23 protein-coding genes are annotated in these 22,190 nt (G+C 47.4%); 4 read left to right on the top strand and 19 right to left on the bottom strand.

Features of this window, described 5'->3' with window-relative positions; genetic code table 11:
* Positions 1-43 precede the first annotated feature (43 nt).
* The gene (locus IEW88_RS09980) at positions 44-577 is read left to right on the top strand and encodes a dihydrofolate reductase family protein (protein ID WP_147904074.1); all 534 of its coding nucleotides are present in this window, start codon (positions 44-46) and stop codon (positions 575-577) included.
* A 148-nt stretch (positions 578-725) separates the two neighbouring features.
* Entirely contained in the window at positions 726-872 is a 147-nt protein-coding gene (locus IEW88_RS09975; protein WP_185148583.1) for a hypothetical protein, read from the top strand.
* Between the two features lie 868 nt (positions 873-1,740).
* Here IEW88_RS09975 and IEW88_RS09970 read toward each other — a convergent pair.
* From IEW88_RS09970 to trmJ, 19 genes are all read right to left on the bottom strand, one after another.
* Positions 1,741-2,160, bottom strand: a complete 420-nt coding sequence (locus tag IEW88_RS09970; RefSeq protein ID WP_147904073.1) for a VOC family protein — start codon at positions 2,158-2,160, stop codon at positions 1,741-1,743.
* A 161-nt stretch (positions 2,161-2,321) separates the two neighbouring features.
* Positions 2,322-3,797, bottom strand: a complete 1,476-nt coding sequence (gene der / locus IEW88_RS09965; RefSeq protein ID WP_053424403.1) for a ribosome biogenesis GTPase Der — start codon at positions 3,795-3,797, stop codon at positions 2,322-2,324.
* Positions 3,798-3,983: 186 nt separating this feature from the next.
* The gene (bamB, locus tag IEW88_RS09960) at positions 3,984-5,168 is read right to left on the bottom strand and encodes an outer membrane protein assembly factor BamB (RefSeq protein WP_221411402.1); all 1,185 of its coding nucleotides are present in this window, start codon (positions 5,166-5,168) and stop codon (positions 3,984-3,986) included.
* A gap of 9 nt (positions 5,169-5,177) precedes the next feature.
* Positions 5,178-5,816, bottom strand: coding sequence for a YfgM family protein (locus IEW88_RS09955; RefSeq protein WP_053424402.1), 639 nt, complete (start codon positions 5,814-5,816; stop codon positions 5,178-5,180).
* A gap of 11 nt (positions 5,817-5,827) precedes the next feature.
* The gene (gene hisS, locus IEW88_RS09950) at positions 5,828-7,102 is read right to left on the bottom strand and encodes a histidine--tRNA ligase (protein ID WP_147904072.1); all 1,275 of its coding nucleotides are present in this window, start codon (positions 7,100-7,102) and stop codon (positions 5,828-5,830) included.
* A gap of 44 nt (positions 7,103-7,146) precedes the next feature.
* Positions 7,147-8,262, bottom strand: a complete 1,116-nt coding sequence (ispG, locus tag IEW88_RS09945) for a flavodoxin-dependent (E)-4-hydroxy-3-methylbut-2-enyl-diphosphate synthase (RefSeq protein ID WP_147904071.1) — start codon at positions 8,260-8,262, stop codon at positions 7,147-7,149.
* Positions 8,262-9,473 carry a RodZ domain-containing protein gene (locus tag IEW88_RS09940; RefSeq protein ID WP_147904070.1) on the bottom strand — a complete coding sequence of 404 codons (1,212 nt, stop codon included), beginning with the start codon at positions 9,471-9,473 and terminating at the stop codon, positions 8,262-8,264. The genes ispG and IEW88_RS09940 overlap by 1 nt, the downstream gene beginning before the upstream one ends.
* Entirely contained in the window at positions 9,470-10,786 is a 1,317-nt protein-coding gene (pilW, locus tag IEW88_RS09935) for a type IV pilus biogenesis/stability protein PilW (protein WP_147904069.1), read from the bottom strand. The genes IEW88_RS09940 and pilW overlap by 4 nt, the downstream gene beginning before the upstream one ends.
* A 23-nt stretch (positions 10,787-10,809) precedes the next feature.
* A complete protein-coding gene (gene rlmN, locus IEW88_RS09930) occupies positions 10,810-11,934 on the bottom strand; it encodes a dual-specificity RNA methyltransferase RlmN (RefSeq protein ID WP_147904068.1) in 1,125 nt (374 codons plus the stop codon).
* A 232-nt stretch (positions 11,935-12,166) separates the two neighbouring features.
* Complete coding sequence (gene ndk / locus IEW88_RS09925; RefSeq protein WP_053424396.1) at positions 12,167-12,598, bottom strand: nucleoside-diphosphate kinase; 432 nt, start codon at positions 12,596-12,598, stop codon at positions 12,167-12,169.
* Between the two features lie 185 nt (positions 12,599-12,783).
* Positions 12,784-13,122 carry an ISC system 2Fe-2S type ferredoxin gene (gene fdx, locus IEW88_RS09920; RefSeq protein WP_147904067.1) on the bottom strand — a complete coding sequence of 113 codons (339 nt, stop codon included), beginning with the start codon at positions 13,120-13,122 and terminating at the stop codon, positions 12,784-12,786.
* A gap of 1 nt (position 13,123) precedes the next feature.
* Positions 13,124-14,980, bottom strand: a complete 1,857-nt coding sequence (gene hscA, locus IEW88_RS09915; protein WP_147904066.1) for a Fe-S protein assembly chaperone HscA — start codon at positions 14,978-14,980, stop codon at positions 13,124-13,126.
* Between the two features lie 8 nt (positions 14,981-14,988).
* Entirely contained in the window at positions 14,989-15,513 is a 525-nt protein-coding gene (gene hscB / locus IEW88_RS09910; protein ID WP_147904065.1) for a co-chaperone HscB, read from the bottom strand.
* Between the two features lie 12 nt (positions 15,514-15,525).
* Entirely contained in the window at positions 15,526-15,849 is a 324-nt protein-coding gene (gene iscA / locus IEW88_RS09905) for an iron-sulfur cluster assembly protein IscA (protein ID WP_053424392.1), read from the bottom strand.
* 3 nt (positions 15,850-15,852) lie between these two features.
* Complete coding sequence (gene iscU, locus IEW88_RS09900) at positions 15,853-16,236, bottom strand: Fe-S cluster assembly scaffold IscU (protein ID WP_053424391.1); 384 nt, start codon at positions 16,234-16,236, stop codon at positions 15,853-15,855.
* Between the two features lie 28 nt (positions 16,237-16,264).
* Positions 16,265-17,479, bottom strand: a complete 1,215-nt coding sequence (locus tag IEW88_RS09895; protein WP_053424390.1) for an IscS subfamily cysteine desulfurase — start codon at positions 17,477-17,479, stop codon at positions 16,265-16,267.
* Between the two features lie 19 nt (positions 17,480-17,498).
* On the bottom strand, positions 17,499-17,981 hold the full coding sequence (iscR, locus tag IEW88_RS09890) for a Fe-S cluster assembly transcriptional regulator IscR (protein WP_053424389.1): 483 nt from the start codon (positions 17,979-17,981) through the stop codon (positions 17,499-17,501).
* A gap of 133 nt (positions 17,982-18,114) precedes the next feature.
* Complete coding sequence (gene cysE, locus IEW88_RS09885) at positions 18,115-18,924, bottom strand: serine O-acetyltransferase (protein WP_053424413.1); 810 nt, start codon at positions 18,922-18,924, stop codon at positions 18,115-18,117.
* Positions 18,925-18,938: 14 nt separating this feature from the next.
* Positions 18,939-19,661, bottom strand: a complete 723-nt coding sequence (gene trmJ, locus IEW88_RS09880) for a tRNA (cytosine(32)/uridine(32)-2'-O)-methyltransferase TrmJ (RefSeq protein ID WP_053424388.1) — start codon at positions 19,659-19,661, stop codon at positions 18,939-18,941.
* A 260-nt stretch (positions 19,662-19,921) separates the two neighbouring features.
* Here trmJ and IEW88_RS09875 point away from each other — a divergent pair, with 260 nt between their 5' ends.
* Both IEW88_RS09875 and purD read left to right on the top strand, forming a co-directional pair.
* Entirely contained in the window at positions 19,922-20,746 is an 825-nt protein-coding gene (locus IEW88_RS09875; RefSeq protein WP_147904063.1) for a class I SAM-dependent methyltransferase, read from the top strand.
* Between the two features lie 87 nt (positions 20,747-20,833).
* A complete protein-coding gene (purD, locus tag IEW88_RS09870; protein ID WP_147904062.1) occupies positions 20,834-22,120 on the top strand; it encodes a phosphoribosylamine--glycine ligase in 1,287 nt (428 codons plus the stop codon).
* Positions 22,121-22,190: the final 70 nt, after the last annotated feature.

Raw genomic sequence — 22,190 nt, 5'->3', positions numbered from 1 at the left:
ACGTATTTTTGTAATGTAACGCGCAAACTCAAGGCCTACACCAATGAAAGTAAAAGTATTTATAGCCACTAGCCTGGAGGGTTTTATCGCCAAAAAAGACGGTGACATCAGCTGGTTAACTTCTGCCACAGACTCAACAGACGATCATGGCTATAGCGCATTTATGTCCGGCATCGATCTGATTTTGATGGGCCGTGCGACCTTGGAAAAATTACTGAGTTTTGGTATTGAATGGCCCTATCCAGTGAAAACTGTGGTGTTGAGCCATCAGCTAAGCTCTGCTGATTTACCGCCTGAACTCCAAGACAAAGTAGAAATCCGTCAGGGCGCTATAGCGGATATTCTTCATCAGTTGAAGCAGCAAGGTTACAAAGCGGTTTATCTGGATGGCGGCAATATTATTCAACAAGGCCTGCGCCATCAGTTGGTCGACGAACTGACACTCACTCGAATTCCGGTGCTGATAGGGGAAGGTATACCGCTATTTGGCGCTTTACCTGCCGATCTCAAATTACAGCATCTGGAAACCAGGGTATATCAGAGTGGGTTTGTGCAGAGCAGGTATAGTTGTAAATAAACGCAGGTTAAAATGAATCCTTAGTTACTGGTCTTTTTTTCAGTGCTGTGCGTCAACTACTTTTCTGAGTAGCAGAAAAGAGCGAAAACGAAAATGACGCACACCGCAAGACTTGACCCCAAAGTTATGACCCCAAAGTTATGGTCGCTTGACCAATAATGAAATTGTTCAGGTTGGCGGCGGATTCCCTCCGGCGTGGGTTGCAATGGGCGTATATGAAGGTGCTGTCGCACTTGGTGTGGGCGCCGCTATCGGTGGTGTAGCAGGCAAGCTCTACAAAAAATATTTCGCCTGATATTTCATCCCCCTTCAAATTAGCATTAATGAGAAGGGGGTTTACAATTACATTAATTTATTAAGTGAATTATTTTATGGAAATAATAATCGCGAGTGCTTTTGCTTTATTCCTTTGGAACTCAGCCTATTATCTAAGCAATAAAAAATATTGGACGATAAAGAAAGCGATAACCACTTCCGCAGAAGCTATTTTAACTTTCTGTGTCATGATAATAATTCCAATTGAATTGCTTTCGCAACTGGGCATATTAAAATCTTATCTTTCAATCGTAGCACTTATCATTTTATTGATCATTTTCTGTATCATCATTTTTGGCAAACGTTATTTCAAAACCAACTTAGATTGAGGTGAGCTGCAACAATTGCGGATGTTAACTAAGGCGCCCTATGGCGTCGTAGTCCAGTGATAACGCAGTGCCGGATTTGCTGGCGGAGGTTAGTCTGTTATGGCCGTTGCAGTTGTAGGTCCAGCCCTCATGGCTTTTTAAGTTGCCGTTCGTGTCATACGTCAGTGCCCGGCCTGCTACCGAACTGTATTGGTTCAGCTCATTGGTAACGTAATCCTGTCTTCCCGGTTGCGGAATACTTATCTGGTAGCTGGAACTGCTGGTTGTCCGGCTTATCAGTTGTCATGCCGGGTTGTACTGAAAATTCGCCCGACTCACACCAGGATGGTCAAAGTTCTTCAGTAACCCTGAACCATGGTACTCCAGCACCGACCCCCAGCCATTGGCACGGGGAATACTACTGACCCGACCGTCCGGGTAGGTTAACCGGCTGCGACGCCCTGCTGCTGGAGCGACTCAAGGTATCGTAGCGCCTTGAATATCATCTAAATAGTCTGAATGAGACTTGCCCCTGAGGATTCAGATGCAAGACTCATGACCCTGAGGATTCACATTAATCACAGCTTCAATAGGATAACCATCCGGATCAATCACAAAAGCCGCGTAATATTCATCACCATAATCTGGCCTCAATCCAGCTGCACCATTGTCTTTGCCACCATGTTGCAATGCGGCTTTATGGAACTCATCTACAGCAGCCCGGCTTGGTGCAGCGAAGGCCAGATGAAAGCCGGGTACTGAGCCTGATAAAGCTTGTGCTCTGAGTTTGATGGCAAACTTGTCACCACCGTTGCTATAGCCATAACCTACAGCACAATCCGGGTCATCGTCGCTGATATCATCCCAAACCCGGACATAACCTAAAGCCGATAACACAGCGTCGTAAAACGCTGCTGAACGGTAAATATCAGAAACACCAAAAGAAACATGATGCAGCATAAAACCTCAGAGTAAGGATGGTTGATTCAGGAGTGGCTGTATATCACAACTAGCATGTTTGGCACTATTTGGCGGGCAGGGATAAACCCTGCCCTACCATTTCGAACCGACGAGAAGTCCACAAACAACAAGGCCAGCTTGCGCTGGCCCTGAATCAAAACTTACTTCTTATTCACCAGATTCGCTCTGGCTTTTAAGATACGGTCCCGTTTGTACTGCTGATTAGGAGTCAGCGTATTACGTTTACCGGCAAATGGGTTTTCACCTTCGCGGAATTCAATCCGCACTGGCGTGCCCATCATCTGTAAAGATTTACGGAAATAGTTCATCAGATAACGTTTGTACGAATCAGGCAGATCGTCAACCTGATTACCGTGGATCACGATCAAAGGCGGATTGTAACCACCGGCGTGAGCGTATTTCAGCTTGACCCGACGGCCTTTCACCATAGGTGGCTGGTGATCTTCCACCGCCATTTTCATAATACGGGTTAAAAGCGCTGTGCTAACACGACGGGTGGCCGAGTCGAAGGCTTCTTCTACCGATTCAAATAAGTTACCGACACCTGAGCCGTGCAAAGCCGAGATAAAATGCAGGCGGGCAAAGTCGATAAAACCTAAGCGTCTGTCAAGCTCACGTTTGACATCGTCTTTGATCCGGTCGTCCAGACCATCCCATTTATTGACCGCAATCACCAGTGAACGACCTGAATTGAGCACAAAACCTAAAATGCTTAAGTCCTGGTCGGAAATACCTAAACGGGCATCCAGCACTAAAATCACTACGTTGGCATCTTCAATCGCCTGCAGGGTTTTAATGACAGAGAACTTCTCGACCATATCGTCGATTTTGCCACGACGACGCACACCAGCTGTATCAATCAGCGTATATTCGCGCTCACCGCGGGTCATAGGGATATAAATCGAATCCCGTGTCGTGCCTGGCATGTCAAACACCACCACACGCTCTTCACCTAAAATACGGTTAGTTAACGTCGATTTACCAACGTTTGGACGGCCCACTATGGCCAGCTTGATATGCTGATCCTTCGCCTGGGTAATGTCCTCTTCGCTTTCTTCTTCCTCAAACTCGTCCGGTAGTTCTTCGCCTTTTTCAATAGCGGCAATACGCTGTTGTTGCTGCTCAGACAGCATAGGCAATAAGGCATGTTGCAACAAAGACACCACACCACGGCCATGCACAGCAGCTATTGGATAGACTTCACCCAGCGCCAGACTATAGAAATCTGCTGTGGCTGTATCAGCATCCAAACCATCGGTTTTATTCGCTACTAAGAAGACTTTTTTATTGATACGGCGTAAATGCTGCGCTATCGCATCATCAGCCACCATGGCACCAGCACGGGCATCGACCATAAACAGCACAATGTCAGCTTCGTCTATGGCTTTGAGTGACTGCTCGGCCATTTCTACTTCAATGCCTTGCTCATTGCCGTCGATACCACCGGTGTCGACCACAATAAATTCGTAACCTTCGTATTTGACTGAACCGTATTTACGGTCACGCGTCAGGCCCGGAAAGTCCGCCACTAAGGCGTCACGGGTGCGGGTTAAACGGTTAAATAATGTTGATTTTCCAACGTTGGCTCTGCCAACCAAAGCCACTACAGGTAACATGGTTTTACCTCAAATAAAATTACTATGTATCCTTGTGGATACCGCAGGCCAACTGACCTTCTTACTCTGTCACGCCAGGCTTTTTACAGCCTGGCACTGACCACAACAGCTACACTCTATGAAACAACAAGGCCGGAGGCGATGGTTTATCGGCTCCGACCCTGCTTTATTGTCAACCAGGACAGCTTAAGGCAAGCGTATTAAACTTAGCTCACCATCCCGGGTTTGGATCACTAATTCGTCAGCAGTGCTGACACCCTGCACATAAAAGCCTGAACCATATGTTTCCTGAGCGACAAACTCACCGGTGTTTTTATCCAACCAGAACAAGTTACCTTCGACATCACCTACGGCCAGATAATCTTTGTACACTGCAGGTCCGGTCAGGAAATGTTTATGTAAACCTAACTGAGACCATTGCTCTAAACCGTTACGGCGGTCGATAGCAAAAATTTTGCCGACACTGTCGACCAGATAAATGCTATTGCCTTCAACCACCATATCGCGGAAGCTGGCATATTCACGTTTCCAAATAACACGACCTGTGCGCAGTTCAAGAGCGACCAGCTCACCGTTAAAGGCTATAGCGTAAATAGTACCGTCTATGACGATAGGAGTTGCGTCAACATCCACCATACGGGATAAATCGGTGGCACCTTTTGGCACAGCAATAGCGGCATCCCATGCCAATACACCTTTGTCAGCAATTAACACTGATACTTTACCAGCGCCACTACCAAAAATAACACCACCACTGGCCATCACAGGTTCACTGGTACCCCGTAAACTCAGTAATGCGCTTTCCTGTTCATGCATCCAGCGCTGTTCACCTGTGTCCGGGTGCAAGGCAAACATGTAACCCGCTGAGGTATTCACCACTACATAACCATCACCGGCCGCAGGACTTGCAATGACTTCACCTTTGACTTTAACACGCCATACCAACTCACCAGTTTCAGGGTTAAGTGCTACGACATCGCCGTTTTCGGTGCCGACAAAAATTTTGTCATAACCAGCACTGACACCACCGGAAACCCGGGCAGTTTCAGAATTCCAGAATTTCAGGCCATCCAGGAAACTGCCTGTGCCATCGTCACGAACATCAAAGGTCCAAAGACGATCACCAGACTCTTTATCAAAAGCCATGACTAAACCAGCACGGCTGGCTGCAAAAACTTTATCTTTGTAAATCAATGGACGTAGCGCTGAATCATAATGTTCAACCCCATCCCCCACAGAGGCACTCCAAATTTCTTCGGGTTCAATTTTGTTGTCAATTTCCGGGTACACTAATTCTTCTTTAGAAGAACAAGCAGCCAAAGTCGTCAACAACGCCAGCATTAAGCCGATACGAGACTTGAATAACTTCACTCTTACACCTTAAGCAGCAGTTACGTGCGCCAGTTCGTCTAATTTCACTTTCAGAAGTGGATTCTGAGCATCTTTAGTGGCGGCGACAGCAGCCTGATAGGCTGTTTTCGCTTTCGCCAATTCACCTGAGTTCAACAGCACATCGCCTGTCAATTCCTGTTGTTGTGCTTTGAACGCTTCAGGCACAGCTAAAGCCAGAGTTGCTAAAGCTGCTGCGTAATCTTTTTGTTCATTTTGCACACGAGCCAAACGCAGCTGCGCCAGTGCTTTTATTTCTGGCTGTTTAGCTGTGGTCACTACCCAGTTCAGCTGTTTAGCAGCAACAGCGTAGTCTTCTTTTGCTACCGCTTCTTTGGCTGCAACAAAAGCCGCCAGCAGTGCATAGGAAGAGTCACTGTTTTTATCAACAAAGGTCTGGAACTGCGCTAACAACTCTGGGTTATCAGCAGCTTTTTGCTGTTGCTCCAGTAATTTAGTGTAGGCACTTGATGCTGCCATAGTGCTTTCCAGCTGCTGATCCTGAAAATAACGCCAGCCGTACAAGCCACCCAGACCCAAGACTACACCGGCGATAATAGCGGTGCCGTTTTCTTTCCAAAAGCGCTTAATAGCTTCGACTTGTTGTTCTTCGCTGTTGTAAATTTCCATCTTCGATCCCTTTAAACCAGCTGCTTCAGAGCGCTGCTTAATTCAGTCAATTTAATATTTTGTTGTGGTTTTTCTTCTCTGAGCCATTTCAGTGTAATTTCGCCAGCGGCCAGTTCGGTTTCACCTAATAGCAGACCAAGACTGGCACCAGACTTATCCGCTTTTTTCATTTGTTTCTTTAGATTGCCGCCACCACAATGCGTCATTAAGCGCAGCTCAGGTAACTCATTACGCAGGCTTTCGGCAATAGAAACTGCCGCAAGTTCCGCGCTCTCGCCTAAGGCCATCAGATAAATATCGGTTTGAGGCTGGGCTTCTGGCAATAGCTCTAAGGTTTGCAGCAATAATACCAGTCGCTCCATACCTAAGGCAAAACCAACTGCAGGAGTAGCTTTCCCTCCCAGCTGTTCCACTAAACCATCGTAACGGCCACCGGCGCAGACTGTGCCTTGTGAACCTAAGCTGCTGGTGACCCATTCGAAGACAGTTTTGTTGTAATAGTCCAGGCCACGCACTAAACGTGGATTGATCACAAACTCAACACCAGCGGCTTTTAAACGCTTTTGCAGGCCATCAAAGTCGGCTTTGGATTCATCATCTAAATACTCTAACAGCTGTGGCGCCTTACCCAACATCTCCTGCATCACTGGATTTTTGCTATCCAGTACCCGCAGCGGGTTACTGTACATGCGACGCAAGCTGTCTTCATCCAGCAGTTCTTTATGTTGCTCTAAATAGGCGACTAACGCAGCGCGGTAATCCGCACGCGCCTGGTTCGAGCCTAAAGAGTTCAGCTCCAGAGTCACATGAGACGACAAACCTAAACTTTTCCATAAACGGGCACTGAGTAAAATCACTTCAGCATCAATGTCCGGGCCTGCCATACCAAAAGCTTCTAAACCAAACTGGTGGAACTGACGGTAACGGCCTTTTTGTGGACGCTCGTGGCGGAACATGGGGCCCATGTACCACAGGCGCTGTTCCTGGTTGTATAGCAAACCATTCTGATTGGCGGCACGTACGCAAACTGCAGTCCCCTCGGGGCGCAAGGTCAGACTGTCGCCATTACGATCGGCAAAGGTATACATCTCTTTTTCAACGATGTCAGTCACTTCGCCTATAGAACGCTTAAACAATTCGGTCATTTCGACTATAGGAAAACGAATTTCTTCGTACCCATAGTTGCGCACTGTTTTACGTAAAACCTGTTCTACAAATTGCCATGCCGGAGTATCGGCGGGTAAACAGTCGTTCATGCCACGAATGGCCTGGATATCTTTTGACACGGGTTTTATCTCTTTGTCCAAAGCGGATCATGCAGCCTTACGGCTTAATCCAGCTGTTTAATTTCAATCAGTCGTTTTTGCTCTTCCAGATACAAACGTACCTGAGCTTCTAATTGTTCTGCGACGTTATTGTTATCAATGCGTAGTTTTTGACGCTGGCCTTTGAGGTAGAAACCACTCATACGGTTTGCCCCTGCCACGCCTAAATCAGAGATCAGTGCTTCGCCGGGACCATTCACTACACAACCAATAACAGAGACCGTCATAGGGTCTACCACGTCTTCCAACCTTTGCTCCAGCTCATTCATGGTTTTGATCACATCAAATTCCTGACGGGAGCAACTTGGGCAGGCAATAAAATTAATGCCGCGGGAACGGATACGCAGGGATTTTAAAATATCAAAACCTACTTTCACTTCTTCAACCGGATCAGCGGCCAAAGAAATACGCAAGGTATCGCCAATGCCTTCAGATAACAGCATACCAAGACCAATAGCAGATTTGACGGCACCAGCACGGGCACCACCAGCTTCGGTGATCCCCAAATGCAGAGGTTGCTTAATTTGTTTCGCCAGTAAACGGTAAGCACCGACAGCTAAAAATACATCCGAGGCTTTGACGCTGACTTTAAACTGGTCGAAGTTCAGACGATCCAGAATGTCGACATGGCGCATGGCCGACTCTACCAGTGCTTCTGGGGTCGGTTCACCATACTTTTCCTGTAAATCTGCTTCCAGCGAGCCGCCATTCACACCAATACGGATCGGAATGTTTTTATCGCGTGCCGCTTCTACTACAGAACGGATACGGTCTTCCCGGCCTATATTGCCAGGGTTAATACGTAAACAATCGACACCGTATTCAGCTACTTTTAGCGCGATACGGTAATCAAAATGGATATCGGCGACCAATGGAATAGGCGATTGCTGTTTAATCAGCTTAAAGGCCTCTGCCGCTTCCATAGTCGGCACAGACACACGCACCAAATCAGCGCCTGCTTTGGCAATGGCCTGAATTTGCGCCACTGTCGCTTCGACATCTGTAGTTTTAGTATTGGTCATAGACTGTACTGCAATAGGCGCATCACCGCCTATCAGTACATTGCCCACTTTAATTTGAGTAGACTGGCGTCTTTTAATAGGATTTTCTGCGTAACTCATCAGTTTTGTCCGAGGGTTAACCGGGCGACCCGACCTGTTGGATAACCTGACAGATCAATGGCTTCGCCATTAAAGTTAAGAGTGGCCGCTGCTGCGTTGCCTAATAACACTTTGATTGGCGCAACACCACGTAAATTCAGTTGTTCACCAGCCTGACGACTGCCAAATACTAAGCGTTTGCCTGTCGCATCAACCACATCAACCCAACACTCTGCACTCAGAGACAAATTGATAGTGGCATTGGCTGACGCATCAACAGCTGCAGCAGTTGGAGTTTCTGTAGCTGAGGTTGTAGTTTGAGTCGTAGACTGGTCAGTTGCAGTATCAGCAGTTGCAACAGCTGGAACGTCATTTGTTACCGCTACTGATGTCTGGGATTCATTCTGAACAGGAGCAGTGACTGCAGGAACTGATTGCTGCAACTGTGGTTCACTCTGAATAGGAGTGTTGACAGCAGGCGCAGTCGTAGTCGCTGCCCCCCTGGTAGCAGAATTTTCCTCTGTCGTAGCTTGCACCACTGTTGCAGCAGGTTGTGTCACTACAGCTTGTGATTGCGGCTGTATTACAGTCGGAACATCTGCATTTAAACTAGTTTGTGGTGCTGTGCTTTGAGCTTGTGGATCTGTCGCTGTTGGCGAATGATCCAGCTGAGTCACAGGAATACGGTTCTGTTCAGCCTCTGGCTGTTCGGTTTGCTGATACGACTGAGTGTCGACAGGCTTAGCTGCTTCACTCGCCAGCATAGTCTCGTCAGTTTGTGCCATAGGCAATGCAGAGCCTGAGCCTGAACCGCCAAACCGGCTTTGCCAGAAACCAAGAACCAACAACACCACAAAGACCGCAATAACAAAATAGGTCACCCACATAAAGCGGTTTTCTGTCGCTTCCTTGGCTGTGCGTTTAGAGAAACTGCGGGTCAGGCTTGGCACCTGATGCAAGCCTTTTGAGTTGCTGCTGTAGGCATCTAATACTTGTTGAGCGGGTATTTTCAGTAATTTGGCATAGGAGCGCAAATAACCACGCACGAAAGTGGAAGACAGCTTGGCATCGACCTGATCCTGTTCAAGATCGTCGATCAAGCTCCTGCTTAAATTCAGTTGCTGTGCCACCTGGGCTAAAGTCAGATTTTGTTGCTCACGAGCCTGACGTAATAGTTGTCCCGCGCTCAAAGTCTGTACTGCGCTGCTGGGCTGCGTTAATTCAGTCGTCATAATTCTAATTGTGCCGGATCTTTTAAGTAGATAAATTGCCCAGCCCGTATCGGGCTTTGCTCAGTTAAGTTGTTCCATTGCAGCAGGCTGGTTAATTTCACCCTGTAACGCATCGAAATCCGAAACAACGTATCGCCATATTGGATTTGATAACGTTCTGGTACTTCAATTTGTGGTTCTATCTGCCGGTGTGCTTGTTGTCCAATCCAGAGGATCTGGCCCTTGACTATAGGCTGATTATCACGCAAAGAGTTCCAGCTGATTATATCGCTAATAGTAACACTGTAACGCTCTGCTATGCCATACAAGCTTTCATCTTGTTGTACTTGGTGTTGTACAGCCACGGTTTCAGCCTGACTTTGCATCTGAGCGGCCAGAGTCGCAGGCAAAACCTTAGACTCTGTTGCTCCAGTTACTGGTGGTTTCTTGCGGGTGATTTTAATTTTCGGCTGTCCTGTATCAGTTTTTACCTGTTCCGCCGGCTGCTGCAGTAACTGTTGTTTGTAGTCTTGCCTGAGTTGGCTAAATTCAGACTCATTCAATTTGCCCTGACTAAGCAACAAGCTTTCCTGACTTTGCGGATAGGTGGTGAGCAGCAACTGCTCAGCATTTTGCATCCTGCTGTAATCTTGTTGCTCCTGTGCTATCAGATAAGACAACAATACTGAACGGGGGGAAATTTGAGAGGCGCTTTGCATTCGATCCAAAAGCACCTGAGCAGCGAGTAAATCAGCCATTGCATAATTGACAGACGCTAAATTAAACAAAGCACTGGGCCTGCTGGCATTGTGCTTAACGGATAAATCCAAATAGGCTTTCGCCTGAACAAAATCTTTTTGCTCTAGTCGGCACAAGGCGATATTTTCATAACTGTCTGCGGCACGGATATAACCAGGGCGGCTTATTGCCTGCAGCAGTAACTGTTCGGCTTGCTCGTATTTGCCACGCTGACACAAAAACGCACCGTAGTTGTTATAAGAGTCAGCGTTATCGGGTTCAAGATCTAAGGCAGTTTTGTAGGAGTGTTCGGCGGCTTCAAACTCCGCCACCTGCTGATAATAATAGGCCATAGCGTTATGCACTTCGGCCAGTTCAGGCGCTAAGCTTTTGGCTTTTTCCAGATTAAACTTGGCTTGCGCATTATCCCCACGTTGCAGGTAGTTAATGCCAAGCGCTATGCGGGTACGGGCAGCTTCTTTTTGATCCATCTTGGGACGAATTTGTCGGTCACTGCCCACCACAGTGGTTTCGGTGACACAAGCTGCCAACTGTAAACTGAAAACAACACAAGCAAGAAGCCTGAGTTTTTGCATAACGATACCAGTTCAATGGAGTGTTACACCATTTTTACTGAAATCTCCTGACCTTTCATCTGTTTTTTTTCTAAACGCTTGGTACGGTCAATCACATCACCCACGAGCTGACCACAAGCAGCGTCAATATCGTCGCCGCGGGTCTTACGCACCATCACTGTATAACCATGTTCCTGCAGCACTTTATTGAAGCGGTCGATGCGGGAATTGCTGGAACGTTTGTAGGGTGACCCAGGGTATGGGTTGAACGGGATCAGGTTCACTTTTGACGGAGTGCCTTTAAGAGCATGCGCTAACTCATGGGCTTGTTCCATGCTGTCGTTGACACCATCCAGCATCACATATTCGACTGTGACTTTATCATTGGCACGTGAGTCTGTGACATAACGCTTTGCCGCAGCAAGGAATTCTTCCATAGGGTATTTTTTATTCACCGGCACTAACTCATCACGCAGCGTGTTATTCGGCGCGTGTAAGGAAATCGCCAAGGCCACATCGATACGCTCTTTGAGCATATCCAGAGCAGGTACTACACCCGAGGTACTTAAAGTGACGCGGCGTTTGGATAAGCCAAAACCAAAGTCTTCCAGCATCAGCTCCATGGCTGGCACTACATTGTTCAGATTCAGCAAAGGTTCGCCCATGCCCATCATCACCACGTTGGTGACTGGTTTTTCGCCAGTATCGCCGTAGCTGCCTATGATTTGAGCCACACGCCAGACCTGACCAATAATTTCAGACACTTTTAAATTGCGGTTAAAGCCCTGCTGGGCTGTGGAGCAAAAAGTACATTCTAAAGCACAGCCAACCTGAGACGACACACATAAAGTACGGCGGTCTTTTTCCGGGATCCAGACAGTTTCCACTTCCTGGCCACCAGACAAGCCCATCACAAACTTGATAGTGCCATCAGCGCTGTCTTGACGCGTCACCACAACTGGTGCTGCAATCACAGCTTTTTCTTTTAATTTGTCACGCAACTTCTTGTTGATGTTGGTCATTTTATCAAAGTCGTCGATACAGAAATGGTAAATCCATTTCATCACCTGATCGGCTCTGAAGCCTGCTTCACCAATAGAGACAAAAAACTCCTTCATCTGGGTACGGGTCAGATCAAGCAGATTGACTTTGTTTTCCGTTTGGCTCATTTAGGCATTTCCTCACAACAATAACTTAATAAAAATAGGACAGTTTAAATAGATAGAAAGGGAGCTAAGCTCCCTTTTCGTATAAATCGTCCCTTTACACTTTTTTAAACCTAAGTAATTGGCGTTGCAGCGAGGCGACAAGGGCGTGAGCCCCCAGGAGCATAGTTCACTATGTGACTGGGGCGAAAGCGCGCTGTAAACGAAGCTGCGGCGTCAAGAACGACGGTTTAAATTAACGAGTACGTGAACACAGTTCTGCTTCAGTGAAGAAGAACGCGATTTCACGTGCAGCAGAAGCAGCAGCGTCTGAACCGTGAACAGCGTTTTCGTCGATGCTGGCAGCGTAGTCAGCACGTAAAGTACCAGCAGCAGCATCTTTCGGGTTAGTAGCACCCATGATTTCACGGTTTTTACGTACAGCGTCTTCGCCTTCTAACACTTGAACCATCACAGGGCCTGATGTCATGAAAGAAACTAAAGCGTTGAAAAATGGACGCTCTTTGTGCTCACCGTAGAAGCCTTCAGCCTGTTCACGGCTTAAGTGCAACATTTTAGCAGCAACAATGCGTAAACCAGCAGTTTCAAAACGGTGATAGATAGCGCCGATGTGGTTCTTCGCTACTGCATCTGGTTTTACGATTGAAAAAGTACGTTCTAAAGCCATGACAGACTCCTGTAATCAAAAGGGTGAATAAATTTTTAAGGCCGCGAATTATACGCTAAGCAAAATAAAAAACCTATTTTTTCTAAGCAGGCGAAATGAAGCTTTTGCTACGCGAGCCATTCGTTGCTGTAAAAAGCAAAAAACAGCCCGAAAGCTGCTTTTTATTGGTCTTCAAACAATGGGGATTAATGCCCTTCGCTGACCATATTGACGGTGTACTTAGGAATTTCGACCACTAAGTCTTCGTCAGCGATACGGGCCTGACAACCTAAACGTGAGTCTGGTTCTAAGCCCCAGGCTTTATCCAGCATGTCGTCTTCCAACTCGTCACTTGGGTTCAGAGAACGGAAGCCTTCACGCACTATGACGTGACAGGTGGTGCAGGCACAGGATTTTTCGCAGGCATGTTCAATTGAAATGCCAGAACGAAGTGCCACATCCAGCACAGTTTCACCTGTTTTGGCTTCGACTGCGACACCTTCAGGGCATAACTCTGCATGGGGTAAAAAGATGATTTGTGGCATATCAGACCTCGTCGACCTTATGACCCTGCAGGGCACTGCGGATGGACATATCCATACGGCGCGCTGCAAACTCATCTGTTATATGATTAGTGTGTTCAATAGCAGCTTTAATAGCCGCAGTGTTATCGCCTTGTTTCACTCTAGCCAGTTCAGCAAGGGCTTGTTCTACATTTAATTTTTCTTCTTCTGTTAACAGAGCCGCATCAGCATTTAACGCAGCAGTCACAGCTTCCAGTACCCGCTCGGCTTCCACTTGTTGTTCTTTTAACAAACGCAGCTGCATATCTTGTTTAGCATAGAGCATAGAGCTTTGGATCATGGTCGCAACCTGATCGTCGCTTAAACCATAGGAAGGTTTGACCTGAATGCTGGCGCTGACCCCAGTGGATTTTTCCTGAGCTGTGACACTCAACAAACCATCGGCATCGACCTGAAAAGTCACCCGAATATGAGCGCCACCCGCGGCCATAGCCGGGATATTGGTCAGGTTAAAACGCGCTAAAGAACGACAGGCATCCACCAGTTCACGTTCACCCTGCAGCACATGAATCGCCATAGCGGTCTGGCCATCTTTAAAGGTGGTAAATTCCTGAGCACGGGCCACCGGAATTACAGTATTACGTGGAATGATTTTTTCAACTAAACCGCCCATGGTTTCCAAACCTAAAGACAGCGGGATCACATCCAGCAGCAAGGTATCGTGGTCAGATTTATTACCCACTAATACGTTGGCCTGAATCGCAGCACCTATGGCCACTACTTTATCCGGATCAATCGAAGTTAAAGGCTCAGTAGCAAAAAACTCTGCTACAGCGCTTCGTACTAATGGCACGCGGGTAGAACCGCCGACCATCACTACTTGTTGAATTTCTTCGGTGTCTAAACCAGCATCGCGCAGCACTTGTTTGCAGGCGCGAATGGTCTTGCGCACTAAAGGCTGAATTAATGCATCAAAGTCAGAGCGGCTGATTTGGCCTTTAAATTCACCAGAGGCTAGTGGCAGCACAAAATCCAGCTGCTCTGTAGCGCTTAAGTTTTCTTTGATTTGGCGGGCTGTCACCAGATACTGGCGCAGTTCTGAATGCGAAAGTGCGCTTTGGCCAGTTTGCTGTTGTAGCCAGTTGACCAGAGCATGATCAAAATCATCACCACCTAAAGCCGAATCACCACCTGTGGCCAACACCTCAAATACACCACGCTTTAAGCGCAGGATAGAGATATCAAAAGTACCACCGCCTAAATCGTAAACAGCAACCACACCTTCCTGACCTGAGTCCAGGCCATAAGCTAAAGCTGCTGCTGTAGGCTCGTTTAATAAACGCAATACATTCAGCCCTGCCAGTTTAGCGGCATCTTTGGTCGCCTGACGCTGCGAGTCGTCAAAATAGGCAGGCACAGTAATAACCACACCAGTCAGCTCGCCACCTAGAGTCTGGCTTGCTGTATCGGCTAAAGTCGCCAGAATTTCAGCTGATACTTCCACCGGGTTTTTAATGCCCTGAATAGTGTTTATCGCCACTAAACCTGATTGATCGACCAGCTGATAAGGAATATGTTCTGCATCGGCATTGATTTCAGCAAAACCACGGCCCATCAGACGTTTGACCGATACAATAGTATTGTGCGGGTCGAGCACAGCATCAGCTGCAGCGGCATGGCCAACTATGACCTTGTCCGCAGTGTAACGCACCACAGAAGGCACCATATCCTGGCCTGCTTGATTAAACAGAGTTTTGGCTTCGCCACTGCGAACAGTAGCAACCAGCGAATTGGTGGTACCGAGATCAATACCTGCGGCTAACTTGTGCTGATGTGGAGCCGCGCTTTGACCGGGCTCTGCAATTTGTAATAACGCCATGCTGCTCTTTAGTCTTGTGTTTGTTGTTCTAAAAGCTCCAGCTCTTGCTGCAGCTTAAAGAAAAATTTGAGTTTGCGGATTATATCAGCCGCCTGATGATCGTGCTCAGGTGTGTTGGCGTCCAGTGCCGATTGCAACTGTCGTAATAGCGCTTTTTTCTGTTGCTGAATTTGCTGATCAGCTTCGTCTATTAACTCTTCTGGATCAGCAGCATCGCTAATCTCGGCCAGTAACTCACGTAACTCCATTTGCTGCATTAAAAATGCAGGTTCCATAAAACTACGCTGCTCGTTACTGATTTTTAAACCCCGTAACGCCAGTAAATGTTCAGCACGCAATAGCGGCTGCTTTAAGCTGTGATAGGCATCGTTGATATTGGCGGCTTGTTGCACCGCCATCAGCTTATCGCGCTCAGAGCCTGCGGCATGTTTATCCGGATGAAATTGCCGTTGCAATTCCAGATAACGAGTGCCTAATTCAGTCAAATCCAGCTCAAACTGAGCTGGCAGATGAAAAAGCTGAAAGTAATTCATCTGCGCCCTTCGTTAAACGGTGAAGCTTTCGCCACAACCACATTCGCCATTGACGTTGGGGTTGTTAAACTGAAACCCTTCGTTTAAACCTTCTTTGACAAAATCCAGCTGAGTGCCGTCGATATAAACTAAACTTTTACCGTCAACAATGAGTTTCAGATTATCCTGTTCGAATACCTGATCGTCATCATTTAACTCGTCAACAAACTCCAGCACATAAGCCAGTCCTGAACAGCCTGTGGTTTTTACACCGACACGCAAGCCCAAGCCTTTGCCTCTATTGGCGAGGAAGCTTCTGACGCGATCCGCTGCCGCTGGTGTCATTGAAATAGCCATAACTTAGTTCCCGTGACGTTGTTTGTAATCAGCAATGGCTGCTTTGATTGCATCTTCCGCCAGAATAGAGCAGTGGATTTTTACCGGAGGTAAAGCCAGTTCCTGCGCTATATCGGTGTTTTTGATTAAAGCCGCTTCGTCGATGCTTTTGCCTTTGACCCATTCAGTCACTAATGAGCTGGATGCAATAGCACTGCCACAGCCGTAGGTCTTGAACTTGGCATCTTCAATAATGCCCTGCTCGTTAATTTTTAACTGTAACTTCATCACGTCACCACAAGCCGGTGCGCCAACCATACCTGTAGCTATAGTTGGGTCGTCTTTAGCGAATGAACCGACGTTACGCGGATTTTCGTAATGGTCTATGACTTTGTTGCTGTACGCCATGGCTTATGCCCTCTAATCCAGATAATTACTAGTGTGCAACCCAGGCTACGCTGCCTAAATCCACGCCGTCTTTGTACATTTCCCACAGAGGTGACATGTCGCGTAATTTACCAATGGCGTCATGCACTATCTTAATGGTGTGATCAATTTGCTCTTCCGTGGTGTAACGGCCGATGCTGAAACGAATAGAACTGTGAGCCAGCTCGTCGGTTAAACCTAAAGCACGTAATACGTACGAAGGTTCCAGACTGGCTGAAGTACAAGCTGAACCTGAAGATACGGCGATGTCTTTTAACGCCATAATCAAAGACTCACCTTCAACGTAGTTAAAGCTGACGTTGGTAATACCAGGCACACGTTGCACCGCATCACCATTTAAAAACACCTGTTCGATGTCTTTAATGCCGTCTAATAAACGGTCACGTAACACTGCAACACGCTCACGTTCAGCGTGCATTTCTTCTTTGGCAATACGGAAGGCTTCACCCATAGCCACAATTTGGTGTGTGGCTAAAGTGCCTGAACGCATACCACGCTCATGACCACCGCCGTGCGTCTGGGCTTCTAAACGAATACGTGGCTTACGGCGCACATACAAAGCGCCAATGCCTTTTGGACCATAAGTTTTGTGGCCTGAGAACGACATCAGATCCACTTTTAAAGTCTCTAAATCGATATCCACTTTGCCTGTGGCCTGAGCCGCATCGACATGGAAAATAATACCTTTGCTGCGACACAACTCGCCAATAGCGGCGATATCCTGGATCACACCAATTTCGTTGTTGACGAACATGATGCTGATGACTGTGGTATCAGGACGGATAGCAGCCTCTAACTTATTCAGGTCTACTAAGCCGTTGGCTTCCACATCCAGATAAGTCACTTCAAAGCCTTCACGTTCCAAAGCGCGCATAGCATCCAGCACAGCTTTGTGTTCGGTTTTGGCGGTGATCAGGTGTTTACCTTTTTTATGGTAAAACTGCGCTGCGCCTTTGATAGCTAAGTTGTTTGATTCAGTCGCACCTGAAGTGAATACAATTTCACGTGGGTCGGCGTTGACCAGTTCGGCAATTTGCGCACGGGCAATTTCTACCGCTTCTTCTGCCTGCCAGCCGAACTTGTGCGAACGAGACGCCGGATTACCAAAAGAACCATCCATAGTCAAAAATTGCATCAGTTTTTCGGCCACTCGCGGATCAACCGGGGTTGTGGCTGCATAATCTAAATAAATAGGTAGCTTCATTTTTTGCTCCGGCTTTTGCCTACAACTGGCAACTGACTTCGATTTCAGTTGCTGGATTTTTTAACACACGGCCATCTTGCCGTTTCGCCACTTTTTTCACTTCATTCTGGCGAACCAGTTCACCTAAAGTGATACCGGTGAGGAAGTCTTCGATACGATCGCTTAAATCTGTCCACAAACTGTGGGTTAAACATTTAGCGCCGCTTTGACAATCAGATTTACCCTGACAACGTGTGGCATCTACGGACTCATCGACTGCACTGATCACAGCTGATACCGATATTTGCATCGGATCCAGCCCAAGTTGGTAACCACCACCCGGGCCCCGCACACTGCTAACCAGACCTTGTTTGCGTAAACGGGCAAACAGCTGTTCAAGGTAAGACAGGGAAATACCCTGACGTTCAGAGATATCCGCCAATGATACCGGGCCAGACTCTGCATGTAATGCAACATCCAGCATAGCGGTCACAGCGTATCGGCCTTTTGAAGTTAAACGCATAACGGACTCCCTGAAACGAATGGCGCAAATTGTACATTCTTGACTGTTTTAGTCAAGTATTAATCCTACCGTTTTAGTCAGGTATTATCCGTTTAGGTTCAACTCTTTTTCCGATGAAAAGCTCTGTAGCGGCTTAAATAGTCGGATCAAAAGCGTCTACCGCTTTTTTGCGTTGTTCAGCGGCTTCACGCTCAGCCTGAATAAAAGTCTCATCTTCAATAGCGATTTCCGGCACCATCTCGCAGACGTTGCCGCCGAGTTTATTGATGCTTTGGCACAGCTCCGTCACTTTGTTATCTAAAAAATGCATATGATCCAGCATGCGCCCCATGGCATTGGCGACTGGATCCGGGTTATCGCTGGAGACAGCGTAAGCATCGAAGCCAAACTTTTTTGCCATTTGCTGACGTTGTTCCGTCAGTGCCATATCTTGCTTGGCGACAATACGACCCGGAATACCGACCACAGTCGCGCCAGGAGGGACATCCTTCACTACCACAGCGTTGGAACCTATACGGGCTGATTCGCCAACATACAAAGGCCCTAATACTTTGGCACCAGCCCCTATCACCACTCCGTTACCTAAAGTCGGGTGACGTTTACCGGGGTTCCAGCTGGTACCACCTAAAGTCACGCCATGGTACAGCGTCACGTCATCACCAATTTCAGCAGTTTCACCTATCACTACACCCATACCATGGTCGATAAAAAAGCGACGGCCAATTTTTGCGCCAGGGTGAATTTCAACTCCTGTTAACCAACGGGCTATGGTACTTAAAAAACGCGCCAGCCATTTCCAGTTCGCTTTCCATAAACGATGGTTCATCCGATGCCACCAGATAGCGTGCAAACCAGGGTAGTTAGTCAGTACTTCAAACGCACTGCGCGCCGCCGGATCCCGCTCGAACACACTTTTAATGTCTTCTTTGATACCTGCAAACATGGTCCACATCCTATTTATTGCTTGGTGGTGCGTTGAATCGAGGCCAGAATACCCCGCAAAATATTCAGCTCCTGCTCATCAGGTCTGGAGCGGGCGAATAGGCGACGTAAACGCGCCATCACAATACCCGGATGCTGCTTGATGATAAAACCTGTGTCGCTTAGGGTTTGTTCCAAATGGACATAAAACTTCTCCATCTGATCAATTTCCGGATAAATAGTTAAATCTGTTTCAGGGGTTTTATCCTGCTGCGCTAAAAAGGCTACCCGAACTTCATAGGCAATAATTTGGACGGCCATAGCCAAATTCAAGGAGCTGTATTCAGGATTGGCAGGTATACAGACGTGGTAGTTGCACATTTGCAACTCTTCGTTGGTCAAGCCATTGTTTTCGCGACCAAATACCAATGCTACCGGTTTTTGTGTGGCTTCAAGCACAGCTTTTTCACCACATTCACGCGGCTCCAGCATAGGCCAGGACAAAGTACGGGAACGGGCACTGGTGCCGACCACTAAACCACAATCGGATATGGCTTGCTCCAGAGTATCCACAACCTGAGCACCAGCCAGAATATCACTGGCGCCTGCTGATAACGCATAGGCCTGACCATCAGGTAATTCTTTAGGAGACACCAGCACTAGTTTGCTTAAGCCCATAGTTTTCATAGCGCGGGCAACAGAACCTATATTTCCGGTATGAGAGGTACCTACTAACACAATACGGATTTGCTCTAACATGCCCACTCCAGCAGATACTTTCGATAGCGGCCCGACGCAGCAGTGAAGTCATCTTCAGCACAGCCACAGGCTTAAAAATTCAAGGGGCGGCATTTTATCACAGCGCAAAATTTTTGTTGATTGAAATTTAGCAGTCCAGCCATCTGAAGCTATTAATCAAGACAGTTATCCCATAAAAGCCACCACTGGTTTTTTCTGACTGCAAAACCTATTGTGCTTTGTTACACTAACGCAGGTTTTTAACTCAGAAGGATCGTGTTATGAAGGCGTTATCGCAATTCGTTTTAGTATCCAGTTTAGTACTCACTCAGTTCTCTTTTGCCAATGCCGATACCACAGCATTGCAACAGGCGGTGCAAAACCCTGCCCGTACCGAAGCTAATAAAGCGCGTGACCTATACAGACATCCGGTTGAAACCTTAGCTTTTTTTGGGGTAACACCACAAAGTACTGTAGTGGAGATCTCTCCGGGTGCTGGCTGGTACACCGAAATTCTGGCTCCGTTATTGGCCAAAGAAGGCAAGTACTACGCAGCGCATTTTCCGGCCAACAGTACCTCCGAATACGCCACACGTAACCTGAAAGCCTTTAAAGACAAACTCGCGTCTAATGAAGTGTATTCACAGGTTGTAGTCACAGAATTCTCTCCGTTACCTAATCAACAAGTAGCACCGGCCAACAGCGCTGATGTGGTGCTGACTTTCCGTAACCTGCACAACTGGTATATGCAAAAAGGTGAACAAGGCATGATCGATGCTTTTGCTTCCTTTTATGCTGCTTTGAAACCGGGTGGTGTATTAGGTGTAGTGGAACACCGTTTACCTGAAGATAAAAAGACAGCCGACTGGTTAAAGTCAGGCTATTTCCCGCAAAGTCTGGCGGTTGAATTGGCACAAAAAGCTGGTTTTGTTTTAGAACAGAGCAGTGAAATCAACGCCAATCCAAAAGATACAGCCGATCATCCGGGCGGTGTCTGGACTTTGCCTCCAACTCTGTCACAAAAAGAGCAGGACAAAGACAAGTATCTGGCCATTGGTGAAAGTGACCGAATGACGCTTAAATTCCGCAAACCAGCAGCCAACTAGGCTGCTGTTTGTTTTAGTGACACTGATGTTTAGTGTTTGATAGACCTTTTGAATAAAAATTCTGGACTGATTAGGGCGAAACTGACAATGAAAGTATTAGTAATAGGTGGTGGTGGTCGTGAACATGCTCTGGCTTGGAAAGCAGCACAATCGGCTCATGTGACACAAGTCTTTGTAGCTCCCGGCAACGCAGGTACTGCACTGGAAGCTAATCTGACCAATGTGGATATAGCAGCTGACGATGTGCCTGCCCTGACCGCTTTTGCCAAAAGCGAAGGCATAGCTTTGACTATAGTGGGCCCTGAAGCACCACTGGCCAAAGGTGTGGTTGATACCTTCCGTCAGCAAGGCTTAGCTATTTTTGGCCCTACTCAGGCCTCCGCTCAACTCGAGAGCTCCAAAGCTTTTGCCAAAGACTTTTTAGCCCGCCATAAAATCCCTACTGCAGCTTATGCCAACTTTACAGAGATTGAGCCAGCTAAAGCTTATGTCAAAACCAATGGCACTCCTATCGTCATCAAGGCCGATGGCCTGGCCGCAGGCAAAGGTGTGATTATCGCCCAGACTGAAGCTGAAGCTTTTGCCGCTATAGACGATATGCTGTCTGGCAATAAGTTTGGCTCAGCCGGCAGCCGTGTGGTGATTGAAGAGTTTTTAACAGGCGAAGAAGCGTCCTTTATCGTGATGGTCGACGGCACTCATGCCTTAGCTTTTGCTTCGTCTCAGGATCACAAAGCCCGTGATGATGGTGACAAAGGTCCGAATACCGGTGGTATGGGTGCTTATTCCCCGGCACCGGTGGTGACTCCTGCCGTACATGACTGGGTCATGCAAAATGTCATTTACCCCACAGTGAAGGGGATGGCCTCTGAAGGCCATATCTACACAGGTTTCCTCTATGCAGGTTTGATGGTAGCTCCTGACGGTACCTGTAAAGTGCTGGAGTTTAACTGCCGTTTTGGTGACCCTGAAACACAGCCTATTATGATGCGTTTACAGTCCGACTTAGTCGAGCTGTGTCAGGCTGCTGTAGAAGGTAAATTAGCCCAGCAACAGATTAAATTCGATAGCCGCGCTGCTGTTGGCGTAGTGCTGGCTGCTGGTGGTTATCCGGATGATTACCGCAAAGGCGACGTGATTTCTGGTTTGCCCACAGAAGACAGCCGTGAAGCCAAAGTATTCCACGCTGGCACTGTGTTAAAAGATGGTCAGGTACTGACAGCTGGTGGTCGTGTGCTTTGTGCTACAGCTTTAGGCGCCAATGTCACTGCAGCACAAAAAGCGGCCTACGAGCTGACTGATAAAGTGCAATGGGACGGTGTATTTAGTCGCCGGGACATAGGCTACCGCGCAATCAAACGTGAGAAAAATTAAAGGTATTCCTTTATTTCTAAGGCGCCGTTATGGCGCCTTTACTTTTTTGGTCCGCTATTCACAGCAATTT

The organism is Rheinheimera tangshanensis (genome assembly GCF_014645135.1).
GTDB lineage: Bacteria > Pseudomonadota > Gammaproteobacteria > Enterobacterales > Alteromonadaceae > Pararheinheimera > Pararheinheimera tangshanensis.
Note: the sequence above shows the minus strand (reverse complement) of the source record. Positions and strands in the feature narration are given on the sequence as shown.